The following is a 17,290-nucleotide window of genomic DNA, read 5'->3' on the forward strand; positions in this document are numbered from 1 at the left end:
TTGTTCGCGCGAACATCTCCATGCAAGCTTTGGCTGGCGGCGTGATGGGCTTGGCCTATATCGAGACGATGCTCGACGCCCGCCACCACTTCGCCCAGCCCGCCGTCACGCAGCGTGAAGATTACCGACCGCCCGAATGGCTGGTGCCGACCGTTGCGCTCGACTTCGACCTGGATGCGGCGAACACGCGCGTCACGGCCGCGCTGACGGTCACGCGCAACGGCGCGCACGACGCCCCGCTGCGCCTCGACGGTGCCGGGCAGCAGCCACTCGCCGTCCGCGTCGACGGCGTGGCGGTGAACGATTGGCGGATCGAGGGCGACCAGCTCGTGATCCCGCTCGCCGGCGACCGGCACCGCATCGAGACCGAGGTGCGGATCGCGCCCGATCGCAACACCCAGTTGATGGGCCTCTACGCCAGCGGCGGAAACCTGTGCACCCAGTGCGAGGCGGAGGGCTTTCGCCGGATCACCTTCTTCCCCGATCGCCCCGACGTGCTGAGCGTCTACACCGTGCGGATGACGGCCGATGCCGCGCGCTATCCGGTGCTGCTCGCGAACGGCGACCCGGTCGCGCAGGGCGATGCGGGAGACGGCCGCCACTGGGCGGAATGGCACGACCCCTTCCCCAAGCCGAGCTACCTCTTCGCGCTCGTCGCGGGCGACCTCGCCGAGAACTGCGCCGAATTCGTCACGCGCTCGGGCCGCCGCGTGCGGCTCGGCATCTGGGTGCGCGCCGCCGATCTGGCCAAGACCGTGCACGCGCTCGATGCGCTGAAACTGGCGATGGCGTGGGACGAGCGGGTCTATGGCCGCGAATATGATCTCGACGTGTTCAACATCGTCGCCGTGGACGATTTCAACTTCGGCGCGATGGAGAACAAGGGGCTGAACATCTTCAACAGCCGCTACATCCTCGCCGATCCCGACACCGCGACCGATTATGATTACGACGCGATCGCCGCCGTCGTCGCGCACGAGTATTTCCATAACTGGTCGGGCAACCGGATCACCTGCCGCGACTGGTTCCAGTTGAGTCTCAAGGAAGGCTTCACCGTCTATCGCGACCAGGGCTTCTCCGCCGACCAGGGCTCGCCCGCGGTCAAGCGGATCGAGGATGTGCGCGGCCTGCGCGCGGCGCAGTTCCCGGAGGATGCCGGCCCGCTCGCACACCCGGTGCGCCCCGACAGCTATCAGGAGATCAGCAACTTCTACACCGCTACCATCTACAACAAGGGCGCCGAGCTCATTCGGATGATGGCGACGATGCTGGGGCCAGTGAAGTTCCGCGCGGCGACCGATCTGTATTTCGACCGGTTCGACGGCACCGCCGCCACCTGCGAGGACTATGTCGCCTGCATGGAGGAGGCAGGCGGGATCGACCTCACGCAGTTCCGCCTCTGGTATGCGCAGGCGGGCACGCCGCGCGTCTCCGCCAGCCTGGTGCAGGAAGGGGAGCGGGCGACGCTCCATCTCGCCCAGCATGTGCCGCCGACACCGGGGCAGGAGCGCAAACAGCCCATGGTGCTGCCGCTGAAGATCCGGCTGTTCGGCGCGGAAAGCGGACGCGCGCTGATCGACGAGCGGCTGGTGCTGCTGGATTCGCCGCACGCCGCGATAGCATTCGAGGGGCTGACCGAGCGCGCGGTGCTATCGATCAACCGCGGCTTTTCGGCGCCCGTCGTGATCGAGAGCGATCGAAGCCAGGCGGACCTCGCCTTTCTCGGCGCGCATGACGACGATCCCTTCGCGCGCTACGAGGCGATGCAGCAGCTCATGCTCGATACGTTGGTGACATCGGCCGCCGGCCGTGCGGCGAATCACCAGCCGGTGATCGATGCGGTGGCGCATACGCTGGCGGACCCCGGCCTCGACCGCGCGTTCGTCGCAGAGGCGGTGATGCTGCCGTCCGAAAGCTTCATCGGCGACCAGATGGCGACCGTCGATCCGCAGGCGATCTTCCACGCGCGTGAGGCGCTGCGCCGCGACCTCGGCCGCGCGCTGGAGGGGCCGTGGCGCCGCGCGCATGCGCTGCCCACGGAACGCCCCTATCGCTACACGCCCGAGGACAAGGGGCTGCGGCGGCTGCGCAGCGTGGCGCTCGGCTATCTGGCGGCGAGCGGCGCGGGCGACGCCGCGGCACTCGCCTTCGCGCAGTTCGAACAGGCGGACAACATGACCGATCGCCAGGGCGCGCTGACCACGCTCGTCGCCGGCCCGTCCGATCTGCGCGAGGCGGCGCTCGATATCTTCTACAACCGCTATCGCGACAATCCGCTGGTGCTGGACAAATGGTTCCAGACGCAGGCGCTGTCGCCGCGCGACGATGCGGGGGCGGTGGTCCGCGCACTGGCGGAGCACCCCGATTTCACGCTCGCCAACCCCAATCGCGCGCGCGCGCTGATCGGCGCGTTCGGCGCGAACCAGCGCGCGTTCAACGCCGCCGACGGTTCGGGCTATCGCTTCCTTGCGGACCAGATCCTGGCGCTCGACCGGCTGAACCCGCAGACCGCCGCCAAGCTGCTGCCGCCGCTCGCGCGCTGGCGCCGCTTCGATGCCGGGCGTGCGGCGCTGATGCGGGGCGAGCTGGAACGGATCGTCGCCGCACCCGGCGTGTCGAAGGATCTGTTCGAACAGGCGTCGAAAAGCCTCGCCTGACGCGGGAACCGCGCCGCGCTGGCGCGATCAGAAGAGCCGGCCGCCGTTCGGCACCGGCGCGGCGGGCGTCACCAGCACCACCTTGCCCGCGGCATCGGGGAAGCCGAGCGTCAGCACCTCGGACATCATCGGCCCGATCTGCCGCGGCGGAAAATTGACGACCGCCGCCACCTGACGCCCGATCAGCGTCTCGGGCGGATGATGCTCCACGATCTGCGCGGACGATCGCTTCACGCCCACCGTCGGGCCGAAATCGATTGTCAGGATCAGCGCGGGCTTGCGCGCCTTGGCGAAGGGCTCTGCCGCGATCACGGTGCCGACGCGAATGTCGACCTTCAGAAAATCCTCGAAGCCGATCGAATCGGCCGCCCGGGCGGCGGGATCATGCGCGACGTGCATCAGAAATCGACATTGTCGTAATGGGCGGGCGGCCCGATCAGCTCCATCCGCTCGGACAGCAGCGGGCGGAAGCTTGGCCGACTCTTGAAGCCGCGATACCAGCGCGCGGTCTGCTCGTGGCTCTTCCAGTCGATGCCGCCCAGATAATCCGCCACCGAGATCTGCGCCGCCGCCGCCAGATCGGCGAGGCTCATCGTCGCGCCGCCCAGCCAGTTGCGGTGATCGAGCAGATAATCGGTGTAATCGAGATGCCCGACGGCCGCCTTCATCGCCTCGCGCAGCCCCTTGGCATCGGGCGCGGCGCGGTGGGCGAGCCGTTTCACCATGCGTTCGTGGAGCAGCGGGCCGGTGACGTCGCGGTAGAATTGCGTGTCGAACCAGGTGACGAGCCGGCGGATCTCGGCGCGGTTGGCAGCGGGGCCGTTGATCATCGCCGCCTTGTCGACCGTCTCCTCGAGATATTCGCAGATCGCCATCGAATCGATCAGCAACAGCCCTCGCGCCGCGTCGGTCATCACCGGGGTCTGCCCGGCGGGATTCATGTCGAGAAATTCGTCGCGCCGGTCCCAGGGCGATTCGCGCACCAATTCATAGCCGACGCCCTTCTCCCCCAGCAGGAGACGCACCTTGCGGCTGAACGGGCAGAGCGGGAATTGGTAGAGTTGCCACATCCCGCCCGTGTAGGCCCGCCGGACGGCCTATGCCAAGCGCTACTCCGCGGCGACGAGCGCCTCGGCGTCATCCAGCGGATGCGCCAGCCGCGTCAGCATTTCCTTTGGCACCACCTGCCAGAAATCACCCGCGACACGGTCCCAATCCTCGATCAGCCCGCGCGACCATTTGCTGTCCGTGGCGCGCGCGTGCTCGCGCACCAGATCCTGCAGCACGCTCGCCCAGTGGAGCGATGCGAGGCGCTGCCACACGATTCCCTCGGGATTGGCGCGGCGCGCGAACGCACCGTGCGGATCGTAGACGAATGCCATCCCGCCCGTCATCCCAGCGCCGAAATTCGTGCCGACCTGCCCCAGCACGACGGCGATGCCGCCGGTCATATATTCGCAGCCATTGGCGCCGCAGCCCTCGACCACCACGGTCGCGCCCGAATTGCGCACCGCGAACCGCTCGCCCGCCTGGCCCGCCGCGAATAGACGGCCCGACGTCGCGCCGTAGAGCACGGTGTTGCCGACGATCGTGTTGTTCTGGCTGGCAAGCGGCGACGACACGGCGGGCCGCACGATGATGGTGCCGCCCGACAGCCCCTTGCCGACATAGTCGTTGGCGTCGCCGAACACCTCGAGCGTCACGCCCTTGCACAGGAACGCGCCGAGCGACTGCCCCGCACTGCCGCGCAGCCGCACGGTGACGTGCCCGTCGGCGAGCGCGCTCATCCCGAAGGTGCGCGTGATCTCGCCCGACAGGCTGGTGCCGACCGCCCGGTGCGTGTTGCGCACCGAATAGGTGAGCTGCATCTTCTCGCCGCGGCTGAACACGGCGGCGGCGTCCTTGATGATCTGCGCATCCAGGCTGTCGGGCACCGCATTGCGGAAGGTCGCAAGTGAGAAGCGCCGTTCGGCGTCCGTGGCATCCACCTTGGCGAGGATCGGGTTCAGATCGAGATCGTCGAGATGCTCGGCGCCGCGGCTTACCTGGCGCAGCAACTGCGTCTGCCCGATCACCTCGTCCAGGCTGCGGAAGCCGAGCCGGGCGAGAATGTCGCGCACCTCCTCGGCGATGAAGGTCATCAGGTTGATGACCTTTTCGGGCGTGCCCGTGAATTTGGCGCGCAGCCGCTCGTCCTGCACGCACACGCCCACCGGGCAGGTGTTGGAATGGCATTGCCGCACCATGATGCAGCCCATCGCAACGAGCGAGAGCGTGCCGATCCCGAACTCCTCGGCGCCGAGGATCGCGGCGATCACGATGTCGCGCCCGGTCTTCAGACCGCCATCGGCGCGCAGCCGGATCCGACCGCGCAGGCCGTTGAGCGTCAGCGTCTGGTTGACCTCGCTGAGGCCCATTTCCCACGGCGTGCCGGCATATTTGATGCTGGTCTGCGGCGACGCCCCGGTGCCGCCGACATGGCCCGAGACGAGGATCACGTCCGCATGCGCCTTGGCCACGCCCGCCGCGACGGTGCCGATCCCCGCCGAGCTGACGAGCTTCACGCAGACCCGCGCGCGCGGGTTGATCTGCTTCAGATCATAGATGAGCTGTGCCAGATCCTCGATCGAATAGATGTCGTGATGCGGCGGCGGGCTGATGAGCGTCACGCCCGGAGTTGCGTGGCGCAACTTCGCGATGAATTCGGTCACCTTGAACCCGGGCAACTGCCCGCCCTCGCCGGGCTTGGCGCCCTGCGCCACCTTGATCTCGATCTCCTCGCAGGCGTTCAGATATTCCGCGGTGACGCCGAAGCGCCCGCTGGCGATCTGCTTCACGCCTGAATTGGCGTTGTCGCCGTTGGCATAGGGCTTGTAGCGCAGCACGTCCTCGCCGCCCTCGCCCGACACCGCCTTGGCGCCGATCCGGTTCATGGCGATCGCCAGCGTCTCGTGCGCCTCGGGCGACAGCGCGCCGAGCGACATGCCGGGCGTGACGAAGCGCTTGCGGATTTCGGTGATCGCCTCGACCTGATCGACGGGCACGCCCTCGGCCGGAAAGTTGAACTGTAGCAAGTCGCGCAGATAGACCGGCGGCATATCCGCCACGCCGCGCGCGAACTGCAGATATTGCGAATAGCTGTCGGTCGCCACCGCGCTTTGCAGCAGGTGCATCAGTTGCGCGGAATAGGCGTGAGTCTCCCCGGTGTGCCGCTGGCGATAGAAACCGCCGATCGGCAGCGTCGCGACCGCGGCATCGAACGCCGCCTCGTGGCGCAGTGCGGCATTCAGGTGGAGCGAGGCATAGCCCTCGCCGCTGATCTTGGCTGGCATGCCGGGGAACAGATCGTTCACCAGCGCGCGGCTGAGCCCCACCGCCTCGAAATTATAGCCGCCGCGGTAGGACGAGATCACCGCGATGCCCATTTTCGAGATGATCTTGAGCAGCCCGTCCTCGATCGCGGTGCGGTGCCGCGCCAGGCACTGGTCGAACGCCAGATCGCCGAACAGCCCGCGCGCATGGCGGTCCGCGATCGCGGCTTCGGCCAGATAGGCGTTCACCGTCGTCGCGCCCACGCCGATCAGCACCGCGTAATAATGCGTGTCGAGGCATTCGGCGCTGCGCACGTTGATGCTGGCGTACGACCGCAGGCCGCGCCGCACGAGATGCGTGTGCACCGCGGCCGCGGCGAGCACGCCAGCGATCGCCACCCGGTCTTCGCAGACCTGCTCGTCGGTGAGGAACAATTCGCTCTTGCCTTGGCGCACCGCCTGTTCGGCCTCGTTGCGAATCCGCTGGATCGCCGCGCGCAGCCGTTCGGGGCCGCCCCCGGCATCGAAGGTGCAGTCGATCGTCGCCGCGCTGCCGGCGAAATGCGCCTTCAGCCGATCCCAGTCCGCGCAGGTCAGCACGGGCGAATCGAGCACCAGCACGCGCGTGCGCCGATCCTCGGTATCGAGGATGTTGGCCAGATTGCCGAACCGCGTCTTCAGCGACATCACATGGCGTTCCCGCAGCGAATCGATCGGCGGGTTGGTCACCTGGCTGAAATTCTGGCGGAAGAACTGGCTGATGAGCCGCGGCTTGTCGGAAATGACCGCGAGCGGCGTGTCGTCGCCCATCGATCCGATCGCTTCCTTGGCGCCATCGATCATCGGCGACAGGATCAGCTCCATGTCTTCGACGGTCTGCCCGGCCGCGACCTGGCGGCGCGTCAGCTCGGCGCGCGGATAGCGCATCGCGGCTTCACTCGGCGGCAGATCGTGGATCGTCAGGAACGCGCCGGTCATGGCGGCATAATCCGCCTCGCCCGCGATCCGGTCCTTCACCGCGCGATCCTCGAGCACCACGCCCTCGTCGAGATCGACCGCGATCATCTGCCCCGGCCCCAGCCGGCCCTTGGCGACGATCGTGCTCTCGGGCACGACCACCATGCCGCTTTCCGAGCCGACGATCAGCAGCCCGTCCGACGTGCGGGTGTAGCGCAGCGGGCGCAGCGCGTTGCGGTCCATCCCCGCAACCGCCCAGCGGCCATCGGTCATGGCCAGCGCGGCGGGGCCGTCCCACGGCTCCATGACGCTCGCATAATAGCGATACATCGCGGCATGCGCGTCGGGCGTGTCGCCGCGCTCGTCCAACGCTTCGGGCACCAGCATCAGCTTGGCGGTGGGGGCGTCGCGGCCCGACCGGCAGATCGCCTCGAACACCGCGTCGAGCGCCGCGGTGTCGGAGGCGCCCGCCGGGATCACCGGCTTGATGTCCTCCGAATCCTCGCCGAAGGCGAGGCTCGCCATGCGGATCTCGTGGCTGAGCATCCAGTTCTTGTTGCCGCGGATCGTGTTGATCTCGCCGTTATGCGCCAGGCAGCGGAACGGCTGCGCCAGCCACCATTGCGGGAAGGTGTTGGTCGAATAACGCTGGTGGAAGATCGCGACACGCGATTCGAAGCGCCGGTCGGTCAGGTCGGGGTAGAAGATCGACAGCGATTCGGCGAGGAACAGCCCCTTGTAGACGATCGAGCGGCACGACAGGCTGCAGATATAGAAGCCCTGCAACTGCGCCGCGATCACGCGCTTTTCGATCCGGCGGCGGACGAGATAGAGGTTCTTCTCGAATTCGCCCGCATCCTGATCCTCGGGCAACGGGCCGGCAATCATGATCTGCTCGATCTCGGGCCGCGTCGCCTGCCCCTTCATGCCGATCACCGACACGTCGACCGGCACCTGGCGCCAGCCATAGATGGTGTAGCCCGCCTCGATGATCGCCGATTCGACGATCGTGCGGCAGGATTCCTGCGCGCCGAGATCGGTGCGCGGCAGGAAGATCATGCCGACCGCCAGCCGGTTCGGCCGCACCTTATGGCCGGACCCTGCGATCGCATCGTCGAAGAACCGATGCGGCAGATCGACGTGGAGCCCCGCGCCGTCGCCCGTCTTGCCGTCGGCATCGACCGCGCCGCGGTGCCACACCGCCTTCAGCGCATCGATCGCGGACTGCACGACGCGGCGCGACGCCTTGCCGTCGGTCGCGGCGACGAGGCCGACGCCACACGCGTCGGATTCATAGTCGGGGCGATACATGCCGTGTTCGGCAAGGCGGGTGCGTTCGTCGGTCATGGCAGCAATCCCCGAGCGGCGATGCGCGTTCGCGGCACCGCGTAAGTTGTCGTCAGCCGCTGCATCGCGGCCCAGGTGTCGTTCACCCGATCGACCTGTTCGCTTTCCGCGATCGGATATTCGTGGACCGGGCGGTTCCACAGCTCGATGGCGTCGATCCACTCGTCGGCATCATCGACGATCCCCATCTTCTCGAGCTGGCTCGCCTGATCGCGTCTGGTCGTCGCGCGCGCATCCTCCGCCTCCCAGCTCAGATACGCGCGGAACAGACGGCCCAGCATGTCCTGCAACTGCTCGTAACGCTTCAGCATCGCGATGGACGCGATACGCTCGAGCAGCGGCGACCGGCTGAGATCATCATCCGTCGCCGGCAGGATCGGGGCGAGGATGGGCCGCACGTCCCCGATGCCGGAAACGATCCGGTCGCAGCGCGCAACCGACGCCCGGATCACCTCCTCGACCGTCACGGCAGCGGCACCGCATCCAGGGCGACGAGTCGCGCGAACGCGGACGGCGTGCTGCCGCGCTCGATCAACACGACATCGACCTTCTGCTCGTCGATGTGGCGGAACAATGCATCGCGATAGGCCCCGACGCGCCGCCACTCGGCCCGATCGTCGCGGTCGGCTTCGATGAGCAGATCGATATCGCCGCCGCGCAGATCGTCGCGTACGCGGCTGCCGAACAGCCGGACGGTCGCGGACGCGCCGAAGGTTTCGGACGTGGCCCGCTTGATGGCGCCGATGTCGCGCTGCTTCAGCCTCACGCCGCCACCCGTTCGCGTGCCGCCTTGGTCTTAAGCCAGGCCTGCATCGTCGCGGCCACGTCGCGGCCGTCGCGGATCGCCCACACGACCAGGCTCGCGCCGCGCACGATGTCGCCCGCGGCGAACACGCCGTCGAGGCTCGTCATCAGCGTGCGGCCGTCGACCAGCACGGTGCCCCAGCGGCTCACGCCCAGATCGGGTGCGCCGAACAGCGTCGGCAGATCCTCCGCGTCGAAGCCCAGCGCCTTGATCACGAGATCGGCGTGGAGCGTCTCGTCGCCCGCCGGATCGGGCTCGGGCGCGCGCCGGCCGCTCGCATCGGGCGCGCCGAGCCGCATACGGCGGACGCGCACCGACGACACCGCGCCCTCGCCCTCGAAGGCGGCGGGGGCGGAAAGCCAGACGAATTCGACGCCCTCGTCTTCGGCATTGGCGACCTCGCGCTGCGAGCCCGGCATGTTGGCGCGGTCGCGGCGGTAGAGGCATTTCACCGATCGCGCGCCCTGCCGCTTGGCGGTGCGTACGCAATCCATCGCGGTGTCGCCGCCGCCGATCACGATCACGTCGCGGCCATAGGCGTCAAGCGAACCGTCGTCGAAGGCGGGCACCGCATCGCCGAAGCCCTTCCGGTTCGACGCGACCAGATAATCGAGCGCCGCGACCACGCCGGCCGAGTCTGCGCCGCTCACGTCCACCGCACGGGCGCGGTAGACGCCCGTCGCGATCAGGATGGCGTCGTGGCGCGCGCGCAATTCGTCGAGACCCGCATCCTCGCCCACCGCGAAGCCGTGATGGAAGACGATCCCGCCGGCCTTCAGCCGGTCGATGCGCCGCGTCACGACGGGCTTTTCCAGCTTGAAGCCAGGAATCCCATAGGTGAGCAGACCACCCGCGCGGTCGTACCGGTCATAGACGTGCACGTCATAGCCGGCCGCGCGCAGATATTCCGCCGCCGTCAGCCCGGCGGGCCCGGCGCCGATCACACCCACCGACTGACCGCGCGGCCGGCCGGGCACGAGCGGCTCGACCCAGCCCTCTTCCCACGCCGTATCGGTGATGAACTTCTCGACCGAGCCGATCGTCACCGCGCCATGCCCTGAGAATTCGATCACGCAATTGCCCTCGCACAGCCGGTCCTGCGGGCAGATCCGGCCGCAGATCTCGGGCATGGTCGACGTCGCGTTGCTCAGCTCATAGGCTTCGCGCAGCCGCCCCTCGGCGGTAAGGCGCAGCCAATCGGGGATGTGATTGTGCAGCGGACAATGCACCGAGCAATAGGGCACGCCGCATTGCGAGCAGCGCCCGGCCTGATCCTCCGCCGAGGGCACCGCGTAACGATCCGCGATCTCGCGGAAATCGGCGGCGCGGTCGCCGGCCGCCCGTTTGCCGGGATAGGCCTGCTCACGCTCGACAAATTGCAGCATTCGATCGTTCGCCATGACGGACCTCCGCCATGGCCATTAGTTGCGTTCTGCTCCGGAGTCACGCACGAATTGTTAGTATAGGCAGCGATGCTGCCATAATTGACGCCAGTTTTTTGATATTCGCGCCGAAAACGATCACTATCCAAAGAACAGGGTCCGCCGTGGCCCTAACGTGTCAAGAGCCACACCAGCGCACCACCACCGGCAAGGATCCGGTAGATCGCGAACGGCACGAAGCCATGTTTCGTGACGATCCCCACGAACCAGCGCACCACGAGCAGCGCGACGACGAACGCCACCGCCGCACCGATCGCGATCGCCGCCAGCCCCACGCCCTGCCCGCCTGCCAGCACGTGGCGATCCTTGAACAGTTCGAGCGCGCTCGCGCCCAGCATCGTCGGGATGGCGAGGAAGAAGCTGAACTCGGCCGCGGTGCGCCGTTCGACCCCCAATGCCAGCGCGCCGAGGATCGTCGCGCCCGAGCGGCTGACGCCCGGCACCATCGCGAGGCACTGGAGAAAGCCGATCCCGACGACCTTGCCGAGCGGAATTTCCGCCACGCCCGAGATTCTTCCCGGCGGCGCGAACCGCTCGACCGCCAGGATCGCGAACCCGCCGACGATCAGCGCGATCGCAACGACGTCCGCATTGCCGAGCAGGGCCTCGATCCGCTTGTGCAGCGCCAGCCCGATCACCGCCGCGGGCAGAAACGCCACCAGCAGGTTGCGCACGAAGCGGATCGAGGCGGGCTCGCGGCGCGCCAACCCCATCAGCACCGCCCAGAAGGTGCGCCAGTACAGCACCACGATCGCGAGGATGGCGCCGAGCTGGATGACGACGTTGAACACCTTCCACGGCTCCGCGTCATAGCCGAGCAGCCGCGTGGCAAGGATCAGATGCCCGGTCGAGGAGACGGGCAGGAACTCCGTCACGCCCTCCACGATCCCGAGGAGGATGACGGTCAGCAGGTCGGTCACGCGATTCTCCGGGAAGGGCCTTCAGGACGAAGCGATCAGGCGGCGAGATCCTCGACGCGGCGGTTGAACCGGCCCTGGCGGCGGAAGCGCACCAGCCAGTCGGGCGCGACGGACGCGAGCGGCGTGGGCACGACGCCCAGCGCGGCCAGCCCCGGCATCCCGTCGGACACGACATTGTCGTGCTGGAGCATCAGCCACTGATCCCATGTGATCGGCGCGCCGGGCAGCATGCCGGCGCGTGCGATCGCCGAGCCGACGAGATCGGGCACGTCGACGATCGCCACGTCGCGGTGAAGCGCGCCGGCGATCCAGCGCACCAGCGCGCCCATCGCGAGTATGTCGGGTCCGCCCAGCTCGTAGGTCTTGCCCATCGTGCCCTGCGGCGCGGTGGCGGCGTTGGCGATGGCGACGCCGACATCGCCGACGAACACCGGCTGGAACTTCGCGGTGGCGCGGATCACCGGCACCACGGGCAGCTTCGCGATCATGCCCGCGAATCGGTTCACGAACGCATCTTCGGGGCCGAACACCACCGAAGGGCGCATGATCGTGGCATCGGCGAAGGCGAAACGCACCGCAGCCTCGCCCTCGCCCTTCGACCGGCCGTAAGCCGACGGGCTGCGTGCATCCGCGCCGATCGCGGAGACGTGGATCAGCGACTCGACGCCCGCCGCGCGCGCCGCCTCGGCGACATGCCGCGCGCCGGCGACATGGATCCGGTCGAAATTGCCGCCGAGGATGCCGACGAGGTTCACCACCGAATCGGACCCCTCGACCGCGCGCGCGACCGTTTCGGGACGGTTCACGTCGATCGCGACGAACTGCGTCTGCCCCAGGCCGCCCTGCGGCCGCAGAAAATACGCCTGCCGCGGATCGCGCTGCGCGATCCGCACGCGCGCGCCCGCCGCCAGCAGCCCCTGCGCCACGTAGCGGCCGAGAAATCCCCCGCCGCCGATCAGCGTCACCAGCCTGTCGTTCATGCCCGTCCTGCCCTCGCTCGTCTCGCGATCGCCCTTGCCCCAGCAAGCGCCCAGTTGACAAGGCCGCCGACCGTCCCCTAGAGGCGCCGGCCTACCCCGTGCCCAGATGGCGGAATTGGTAGACGCACCAGCTTCAGGTGCTGGCGATCGCAAGGTCGTGGAGGTTCGAGTCCTCTTCTGGGCACCATACTCGTGCAAGCGAGTCTTATTGCGGATAAAACCGGGCACCATCTTAGGTGCCGAACGGGCCGCCCTAGCCGGCTCCGGCTTGACATGTTGGAGAATGTTGCTCGGATGTTCTCGCCGCGTGGGCAGCCGGGCGGTAGATGATCGGCATGTCAGACGAACGGCGGCGTGCCTTCTCGATATGGCTGCGAAGCGGCAGGCTGTCATCGCCAAGAAGTGCCGATGGAATCGAACTCAAGTTCAATCGATGGCATGATCCCGAAACCGGACGGTTCACTTTCGTAGATACTGGGCGGCAGTGGGGCGGCGGGTTCTCTGGCGGTGGTGGCGGAAAGGTTGGTTGCGGCGGTGCGACCGAGGCACATGGACCAGTGGCGAGTTTACCGGAGGTGGCGGCGGTAGCTTTGGTGGCGCGGGGGCATCGGGAACATGGGGTCCATCCGAGCCAAGACGTCTTCCAGCCTCCTCACGCGGTTCGGGGATCGTCATCGGGTCTGCGGATCGCTCCGGCGCGACGGGCACGGCATCGCCACGATCTGCAAGCGCGCAAAGCGAGCGATTTCGTACGGTCGTTCGAAACGGCTACACCTATCAAATCGACACGCGAGAACGAACGCGGCATGTTCCCGGCATATTGACGATTGCCGACACGCCATCGCGGTCTCGTACGTCACAGCGGCAGGCAGTAGGGCGGAACGCAGGGCGAGCGACGGTGGTGGTCATCACGTCGCGGCGCGCTTCAACGGTCCGACATCGCCTTCAACCATTTCGCACAGATGCGAATTCAACCGGGGCAGCTACCGTCTGCTCGAGAACGAATGGGCGCGGGACAAGCATGTGGGACGGGCGGTGGCGGTAAAATCGTTCTACAATTCAGCGGCGATTCCATTCCGCCGCCGACGATCAATGTGCGGCGGACAGTTGGCAAAGAGAAAAGCCAACAATTTTCCAATGAACGATCGGAGAAGCGCCATCGCAGAATCGGAATCGGAAAAGCTGCTGGCTGGGATCGGCGGGTTGCTGATGGCCGACGATCACTATCCGTCGGAGCTAACGCTACTATACGCCCAAGTCGATCGCAACGTGACTGGGCAACCGATCTTCAAGGATCTGGGTAACACCGCTGGGCGGAAATCGCATATTTCATCAGGGCAACACCTTCGAGGTGGCATATACTAAGCTGATGAGATCGATCCGGACGAGGATGTCATGGACCGGCGCGATCGCATCGTGAAGCGGCATTTCGGCGACAAGCCGGTCGTCTACCCCTCTTCTCCGCTGGAGGACGACATCCCCAGCTATGATCTGTGAATGGGCCGGGGGTGGGGCGATCGGCACCGGGCCGATCGCGTTACCGTGGCTGGATACCGGACAGCCAGATCGTCACCCCGCAGGCGCGAAGGAGAAGAGCTGGGTGACGATCGACGCCGGCGCGCCGGGCTTGAACCAATTCGTGTCCTGGATGTGGCTCGCGGTCACGTAGATGCGGCCATCGGGCCCTTCCGAGAAGGTATCGGGCCAGCGCAGGCGGCGATCGGTCAGTACCGGCTCGACATGATCGCCGACGAGGCGGGAGATGCCGTTGTCGGTCGGCGAGGTGATGTAGAGCGTGCCCGCCTTGCTCATCCACAGCCCGTCGGCGACGTGCGTGCGCGCCACCGTCCGCACGCCTGCCGCGCGTGCCGCTTCATCGACCTCCGGGCGCAGCAGCGCGGTGTCGATCGCATAGAGCGTGTTGCCCGTCAGCGCCTGATAATAGAGCGTGCGGCCATCGTTGGAGATCGCGATCCCGTCCGCGGCGAAGGCGGGCTGGCGGCCATCCGGCCGGACGAGCGGCTTGCCGTCGACCGTGACGGTCACCGTCTTGTCGATCTGGGTCGAGGCATGGCCGTCGAGCGCACGGAAGCCCTTGCCGGTTTCCAGATCGACCACGATGATCGCGCCGCGCGTGCCGCTGTCGGTGATGTACCCCGTCTTGCCGTCGGGCGAGAAGCGGATGTCGTTGAGATAGGTGCCCTGGAGCGCCACATCGAGCGGCAGCTTCACGACCTTCGTCACGCGGTTGGTGGCGAGATCGATCCGGACGATCTTGGGCGCACCCTCCAGGATCTTCTCGTTGCCCGGGGCGCCGGGATCGAGCACCCAGAGATGGCCGTGCCCATCGGGCACGATCGACTGGACGCAGACGAAATAGTCGCCGACCGGCAGTTCGTTGGCGCGCGCGTTGCGCCAGCTGTTCCATTTGGCATCGGGATAGGGGCGCAGCGTGCCGTTCTTCAGCACCTCGGCGACCGAGATCGGCGCATCGTCGGTCCACCGCGGGAAGTTGACGAACCGGCGGCCGTCGGCGGTGACGGCGACGCCGGTGACCTGATGATCGAACTGCGCCACCTGCGTCAGCGCGGTCGATCGGGTCTGCGCCTGCGCGACGCCGATCGCCGAAGCGGCGACGACGCCCACCGCGGCGAGGCCGATGAGCAATGGCTTGGTCTTGGTCATGATGAGGCTCCGGTCGGTGGTGTCGGTGAGCGCGGCGGGATCGCCGGTGAACAGGTGAATCAGGTGCCGCGCGACGGCATCGGGCGCTTCGCGCTGCGGGAAATGGCCGACACCCGAGAGCGTGACGAAGGCGAACGGACCGGTGAACTTCGCGGGCACGCGTTCGCTGGCGCAGGGCGGGTTCACGCCGTCGCGCGCGCCCTGGATATAGAGCGCCGGCAGCGACAGTGCCGGAGTCGCCTTCACCTTCTCCTCCAGCCACAGGCTGCGCGGATCGGGAGCGGCCTCGTCCCAGCGCGCGCGGTAGCTGTGGAGCGTGACGTCGGCCCAGTCGGGATTCTCGAACGCGCGCGCCACCCGGTCGAACGTCGCTTCGTCGAACCAGCCCGGCGGAGACCAGTTCACCCAGTGGATATGCGCGAAGCCCTTGCGATCGTGGCGCACCGCCTGCGCGCCGCGGGCGGTGGCCATGAACCAGTGATACCATTGGCGCTGGGCCTGTTCGAACGGCGGCGTCGGCATGCCGCCCATCCGCGGCGGCGTGGCCAGCATCGCCAGCCGCTCGACCCGATCGGGCCAGCCGACCGCCAGCGCCTCGGCGGCGTTCGAGCCCCAATCATGCCCGGCGACCATGAACCGGTCGATGCCCAGCGCATCCAGCAGCGCGATCGCATCCATCGCCAGGATCGCGCTGTTGCCGGTGCGCGGCGCATCGCCGCGGAACCGGCTCTCGCCGAAGCCGCGGAGCGTCGGCACGATCACGCGCAACCCCGCGTCCGCCAGCGCAGCCGCCACCCGATCCCAGCTCGACGCATCGTCGGGCCAGCCGTGAAGCAGCAGCACCGGACGGCCGGAGGATGGCCCGAATTCGGAATAGGCGATCGTCAGATCGTCGGTGAGGATGGCGGGCATGCGGCAACACTCGTTCTTGGCAATGTCGCCACCAGAACCCGGTAGATCACGCAGCGTTCCGCCTTAAGCTGTTCCCTGTGATGTGCATCAGTGCTTCCATTTTCAGCGGCGCGACGGGGGAACGAGGCTTTGCCGGCCATGTTTGGGGCCGAAGCGGAAACAGGACATCATCCATGACCATCACGCTTTTACTGGCCGCCGCGTTGCTCGGGGCATCGGGCGCCGCCACCGCGCAATCGCGCTCTTCGACGGACGCGCCACCGCCCCTGCCCCCGCGCATCGCTACGCAGCCACCCGTAGCCGCCGCCGACATGCAGGCGGTGCTGGATCAGCTCGCGCGCCTCGGATCGAAGCCGATCGAGACGCTGACGCCGGCCGAGGCGCGGATCCAGGCCTCTGCGGCGGACGCGGTGCGCGCGGTGATGCGCCGGAAGGGCCTGCCCACCGCGCCCGATCCGGCGGTGACCACGCGCGACCTGCCCTATGGCAGCGATCCGATGCACTATGCGCGGATCTACACGCCCGTGGCGGCGACGGGCGCGTCGATGCCCGTGATCGTCTATTATCACGGCGGCGGCTGGGTGCTCGCGGATGTGACCGCCTATGACGCGTTGCCCCGGCTGTTCTCCCGGCAACTGAACGCGATCGTCGTGTCGGTCGAATATCGTCACGCGCCCGAATTCAAGTTTCCGGCGCAGCATGACGACGCGTTCGCCGCCTATCGCTGGGTGTTGCGCAATGCGGCGAGCTGGGGCGGCGACACCGCCAGGCTCGCGCTGGCCGGCGAAGGCGCGGGCGGCAATCTGGCGATCGCCACCGCCATCCGGGCGCGCGACGACGGCCTGACCAGGCCCGTCCATGTCCTGGCGGTCGATCCGATCGCGAACAGCAGCATGGCGCTGCCGTCGCGGATGGATGCCGCCAACGCCCGGCCGCTGAACGGCGCGATGCTGAACTGGTTCGCCTATTACGAAACGAACAGGACGGCCGACCTGCAGGATTCGCGGCTCAATCTGGTCGGCGCCGACCTGCACGGCCTGCCGCCGACGACGATCGTCAACGCACAGATCGATCCGCTCCGCTCGGACGGCGAGACGCTGGCCGCCGCGATGAAGGCCGCAGGCGACACGGTCGAGCAACGCACCTTCCCCGGCGTCACGCACGCGATGTTCGGCATGGGCGCGATCGTTCGCGGGGCCTATGATGCCGATCGCTATGCCATCGCGCGGCTGAGGCGCGCCCTCGGCATCGCCGACTGATCCACGGCGCCTGCG

12 protein-coding genes and 1 tRNA gene are annotated in these 17,290 nt (G+C 67.6%); 4 read left to right on the top strand and 9 right to left on the bottom strand.

Annotated elements, in window-relative coordinates; translation table 11 throughout:
• The first annotated feature begins 68 nt into the window (after positions 1-68).
• On the top strand, positions 69-2,657 hold the full coding sequence (pepN, locus tag L8H00_RS07225; protein WP_242096707.1) for an aminopeptidase N: 2,589 nt from the start codon (positions 69-71) through the stop codon (positions 2,655-2,657).
• Positions 2,658-2,684: 27 nt separating this feature from the next.
• Here the strand turns inward: pepN and L8H00_RS07230 are convergent, their stop codons facing one another.
• The 8 genes from L8H00_RS07230 to L8H00_RS07265 form a co-directional block, all read right to left on the bottom strand.
• Positions 2,685-3,056 carry a tRNA-binding protein gene (locus tag L8H00_RS07230; RefSeq protein ID WP_242096590.1) on the bottom strand — a complete coding sequence of 124 codons (372 nt, stop codon included), beginning with the start codon at positions 3,054-3,056 and terminating at the stop codon, positions 2,685-2,687.
• Positions 3,056-3,727, bottom strand: coding sequence for a glutathione S-transferase family protein (locus L8H00_RS07235; RefSeq protein ID WP_242096591.1), 672 nt, complete (start codon positions 3,725-3,727; stop codon positions 3,056-3,058). Before L8H00_RS07235 ends, L8H00_RS07230 begins: the two co-directional genes overlap by 1 nt.
• A 39-nt stretch (positions 3,728-3,766) precedes the next feature.
• A complete protein-coding gene (gltB, locus tag L8H00_RS07240; RefSeq protein ID WP_242096592.1) occupies positions 3,767-8,272 on the bottom strand; it encodes a glutamate synthase large subunit in 4,506 nt (1,501 codons plus the stop codon).
• Positions 8,269-8,739 carry a hypothetical protein gene (locus tag L8H00_RS07245; RefSeq protein ID WP_242096593.1) on the bottom strand — a complete coding sequence of 157 codons (471 nt, stop codon included), beginning with the start codon at positions 8,737-8,739 and terminating at the stop codon, positions 8,269-8,271. The genes gltB and L8H00_RS07245 overlap by 4 nt, the downstream gene beginning before the upstream one ends.
• Complete coding sequence (locus tag L8H00_RS07250; protein ID WP_242096594.1) at positions 8,736-9,038, bottom strand: nucleotidyltransferase domain-containing protein; 303 nt, start codon at positions 9,036-9,038, stop codon at positions 8,736-8,738. The genes L8H00_RS07245 and L8H00_RS07250 overlap by 4 nt, the downstream gene beginning before the upstream one ends.
• A complete protein-coding gene (locus L8H00_RS07255) occupies positions 9,035-10,477 on the bottom strand; it encodes an NAD(P)-dependent oxidoreductase (RefSeq protein WP_242096595.1) in 1,443 nt (480 codons plus the stop codon). Before L8H00_RS07255 ends, L8H00_RS07250 begins: the two co-directional genes overlap by 4 nt.
• Before the next feature lie 152 nt (positions 10,478-10,629).
• Positions 10,630-11,439, bottom strand: a complete 810-nt coding sequence (locus L8H00_RS07260; protein ID WP_242096596.1) for an undecaprenyl-diphosphate phosphatase — start codon at positions 11,437-11,439, stop codon at positions 10,630-10,632.
• A gap of 35 nt (positions 11,440-11,474) precedes the next feature.
• Positions 11,475-12,419, bottom strand: coding sequence for a complex I NDUFA9 subunit family protein (locus L8H00_RS07265; RefSeq protein ID WP_242096598.1), 945 nt, complete (start codon positions 12,417-12,419; stop codon positions 11,475-11,477).
• Positions 12,420-12,519: 100 nt separating this feature from the next.
• On the opposite strand from L8H00_RS07265, the gene L8H00_RS07270 reads away from it, so the two are divergent.
• A tRNA-Leu gene (locus tag L8H00_RS07270) sits at positions 12,520-12,606 on the top strand.
• A gap of 848 nt (positions 12,607-13,454) precedes the next feature.
• Positions 13,455-13,784, top strand: a complete 330-nt coding sequence (locus L8H00_RS07275) for a hypothetical protein (RefSeq protein ID WP_242096599.1) — start codon at positions 13,455-13,457, stop codon at positions 13,782-13,784.
• A gap of 204 nt (positions 13,785-13,988) precedes the next feature.
• Here L8H00_RS07275 and L8H00_RS07280 read toward each other — a convergent pair whose 3' ends face one another.
• Positions 13,989-16,016: an alpha/beta fold hydrolase gene (locus L8H00_RS07280; protein ID WP_242096601.1), complete on the bottom strand. Its 2,028-nt coding sequence runs from the start codon at positions 16,014-16,016 to the stop codon at positions 13,989-13,991.
• A 173-nt stretch (positions 16,017-16,189) separates the two neighbouring features.
• On the opposite strand from L8H00_RS07280, the gene L8H00_RS07285 reads away from it, so the two are divergent.
• Complete coding sequence (locus tag L8H00_RS07285; protein WP_242096603.1) at positions 16,190-17,275, top strand: alpha/beta hydrolase; 1,086 nt, start codon at positions 16,190-16,192, stop codon at positions 17,273-17,275.
• Positions 17,276-17,290 lie beyond the last annotated feature (15 nt).

The sequence above is a fragment of the Sphingomonas sp. CROZ-RG-20F-R02-07 genome (assembly GCF_022662335.1).
Lineage (GTDB): Bacteria > Pseudomonadota > Alphaproteobacteria > Sphingomonadales > Sphingomonadaceae > Sphingomonas.

What these genes read in the sequence shown, in the direction of transcription:
- pepN (WP_242096707.1), top strand. Translation starts at nt 69, where the DNA reads ATGCTCGACGCCCGCCACCACTTCGCCCAGCCCGCCGTCACGCAGCGT.
- L8H00_RS07230 (WP_242096590.1), bottom strand. Translation starts at nt 3,056, where the DNA reads ATGCACGTCGCGCATGATCCCGCCGCCCGGGCGGCCGATTCGATCGGC.
- L8H00_RS07235 (WP_242096591.1), bottom strand. Translation starts at nt 3,727, where the DNA reads ATGTGGCAACTCTACCAATTCCCGCTCTGCCCGTTCAGCCGCAAGGTG.
- gltB (WP_242096592.1), bottom strand. Translation starts at nt 8,272, where the DNA reads ATGACCGACGAACGCACCCGCCTTGCCGAACACGGCATGTATCGCCCC.
- L8H00_RS07255 (WP_242096595.1), bottom strand. Translation starts at nt 10,477, where the DNA reads ATGGCGAACGATCGAATGCTGCAATTTGTCGAGCGTGAGCAGGCCTAT.
- L8H00_RS07265 (WP_242096598.1), bottom strand. Translation starts at nt 12,419, where the DNA reads ATGAACGACAGGCTGGTGACGCTGATCGGCGGCGGGGGATTTCTCGGC.
- L8H00_RS07280 (WP_242096601.1), bottom strand. Translation starts at nt 16,016, where the DNA reads ATGCCCGCCATCCTCACCGACGATCTGACGATCGCCTATTCCGAATTC.
- L8H00_RS07285 (WP_242096603.1), top strand. Translation starts at nt 16,190, where the DNA reads ATGACCATCACGCTTTTACTGGCCGCCGCGTTGCTCGGGGCATCGGGC.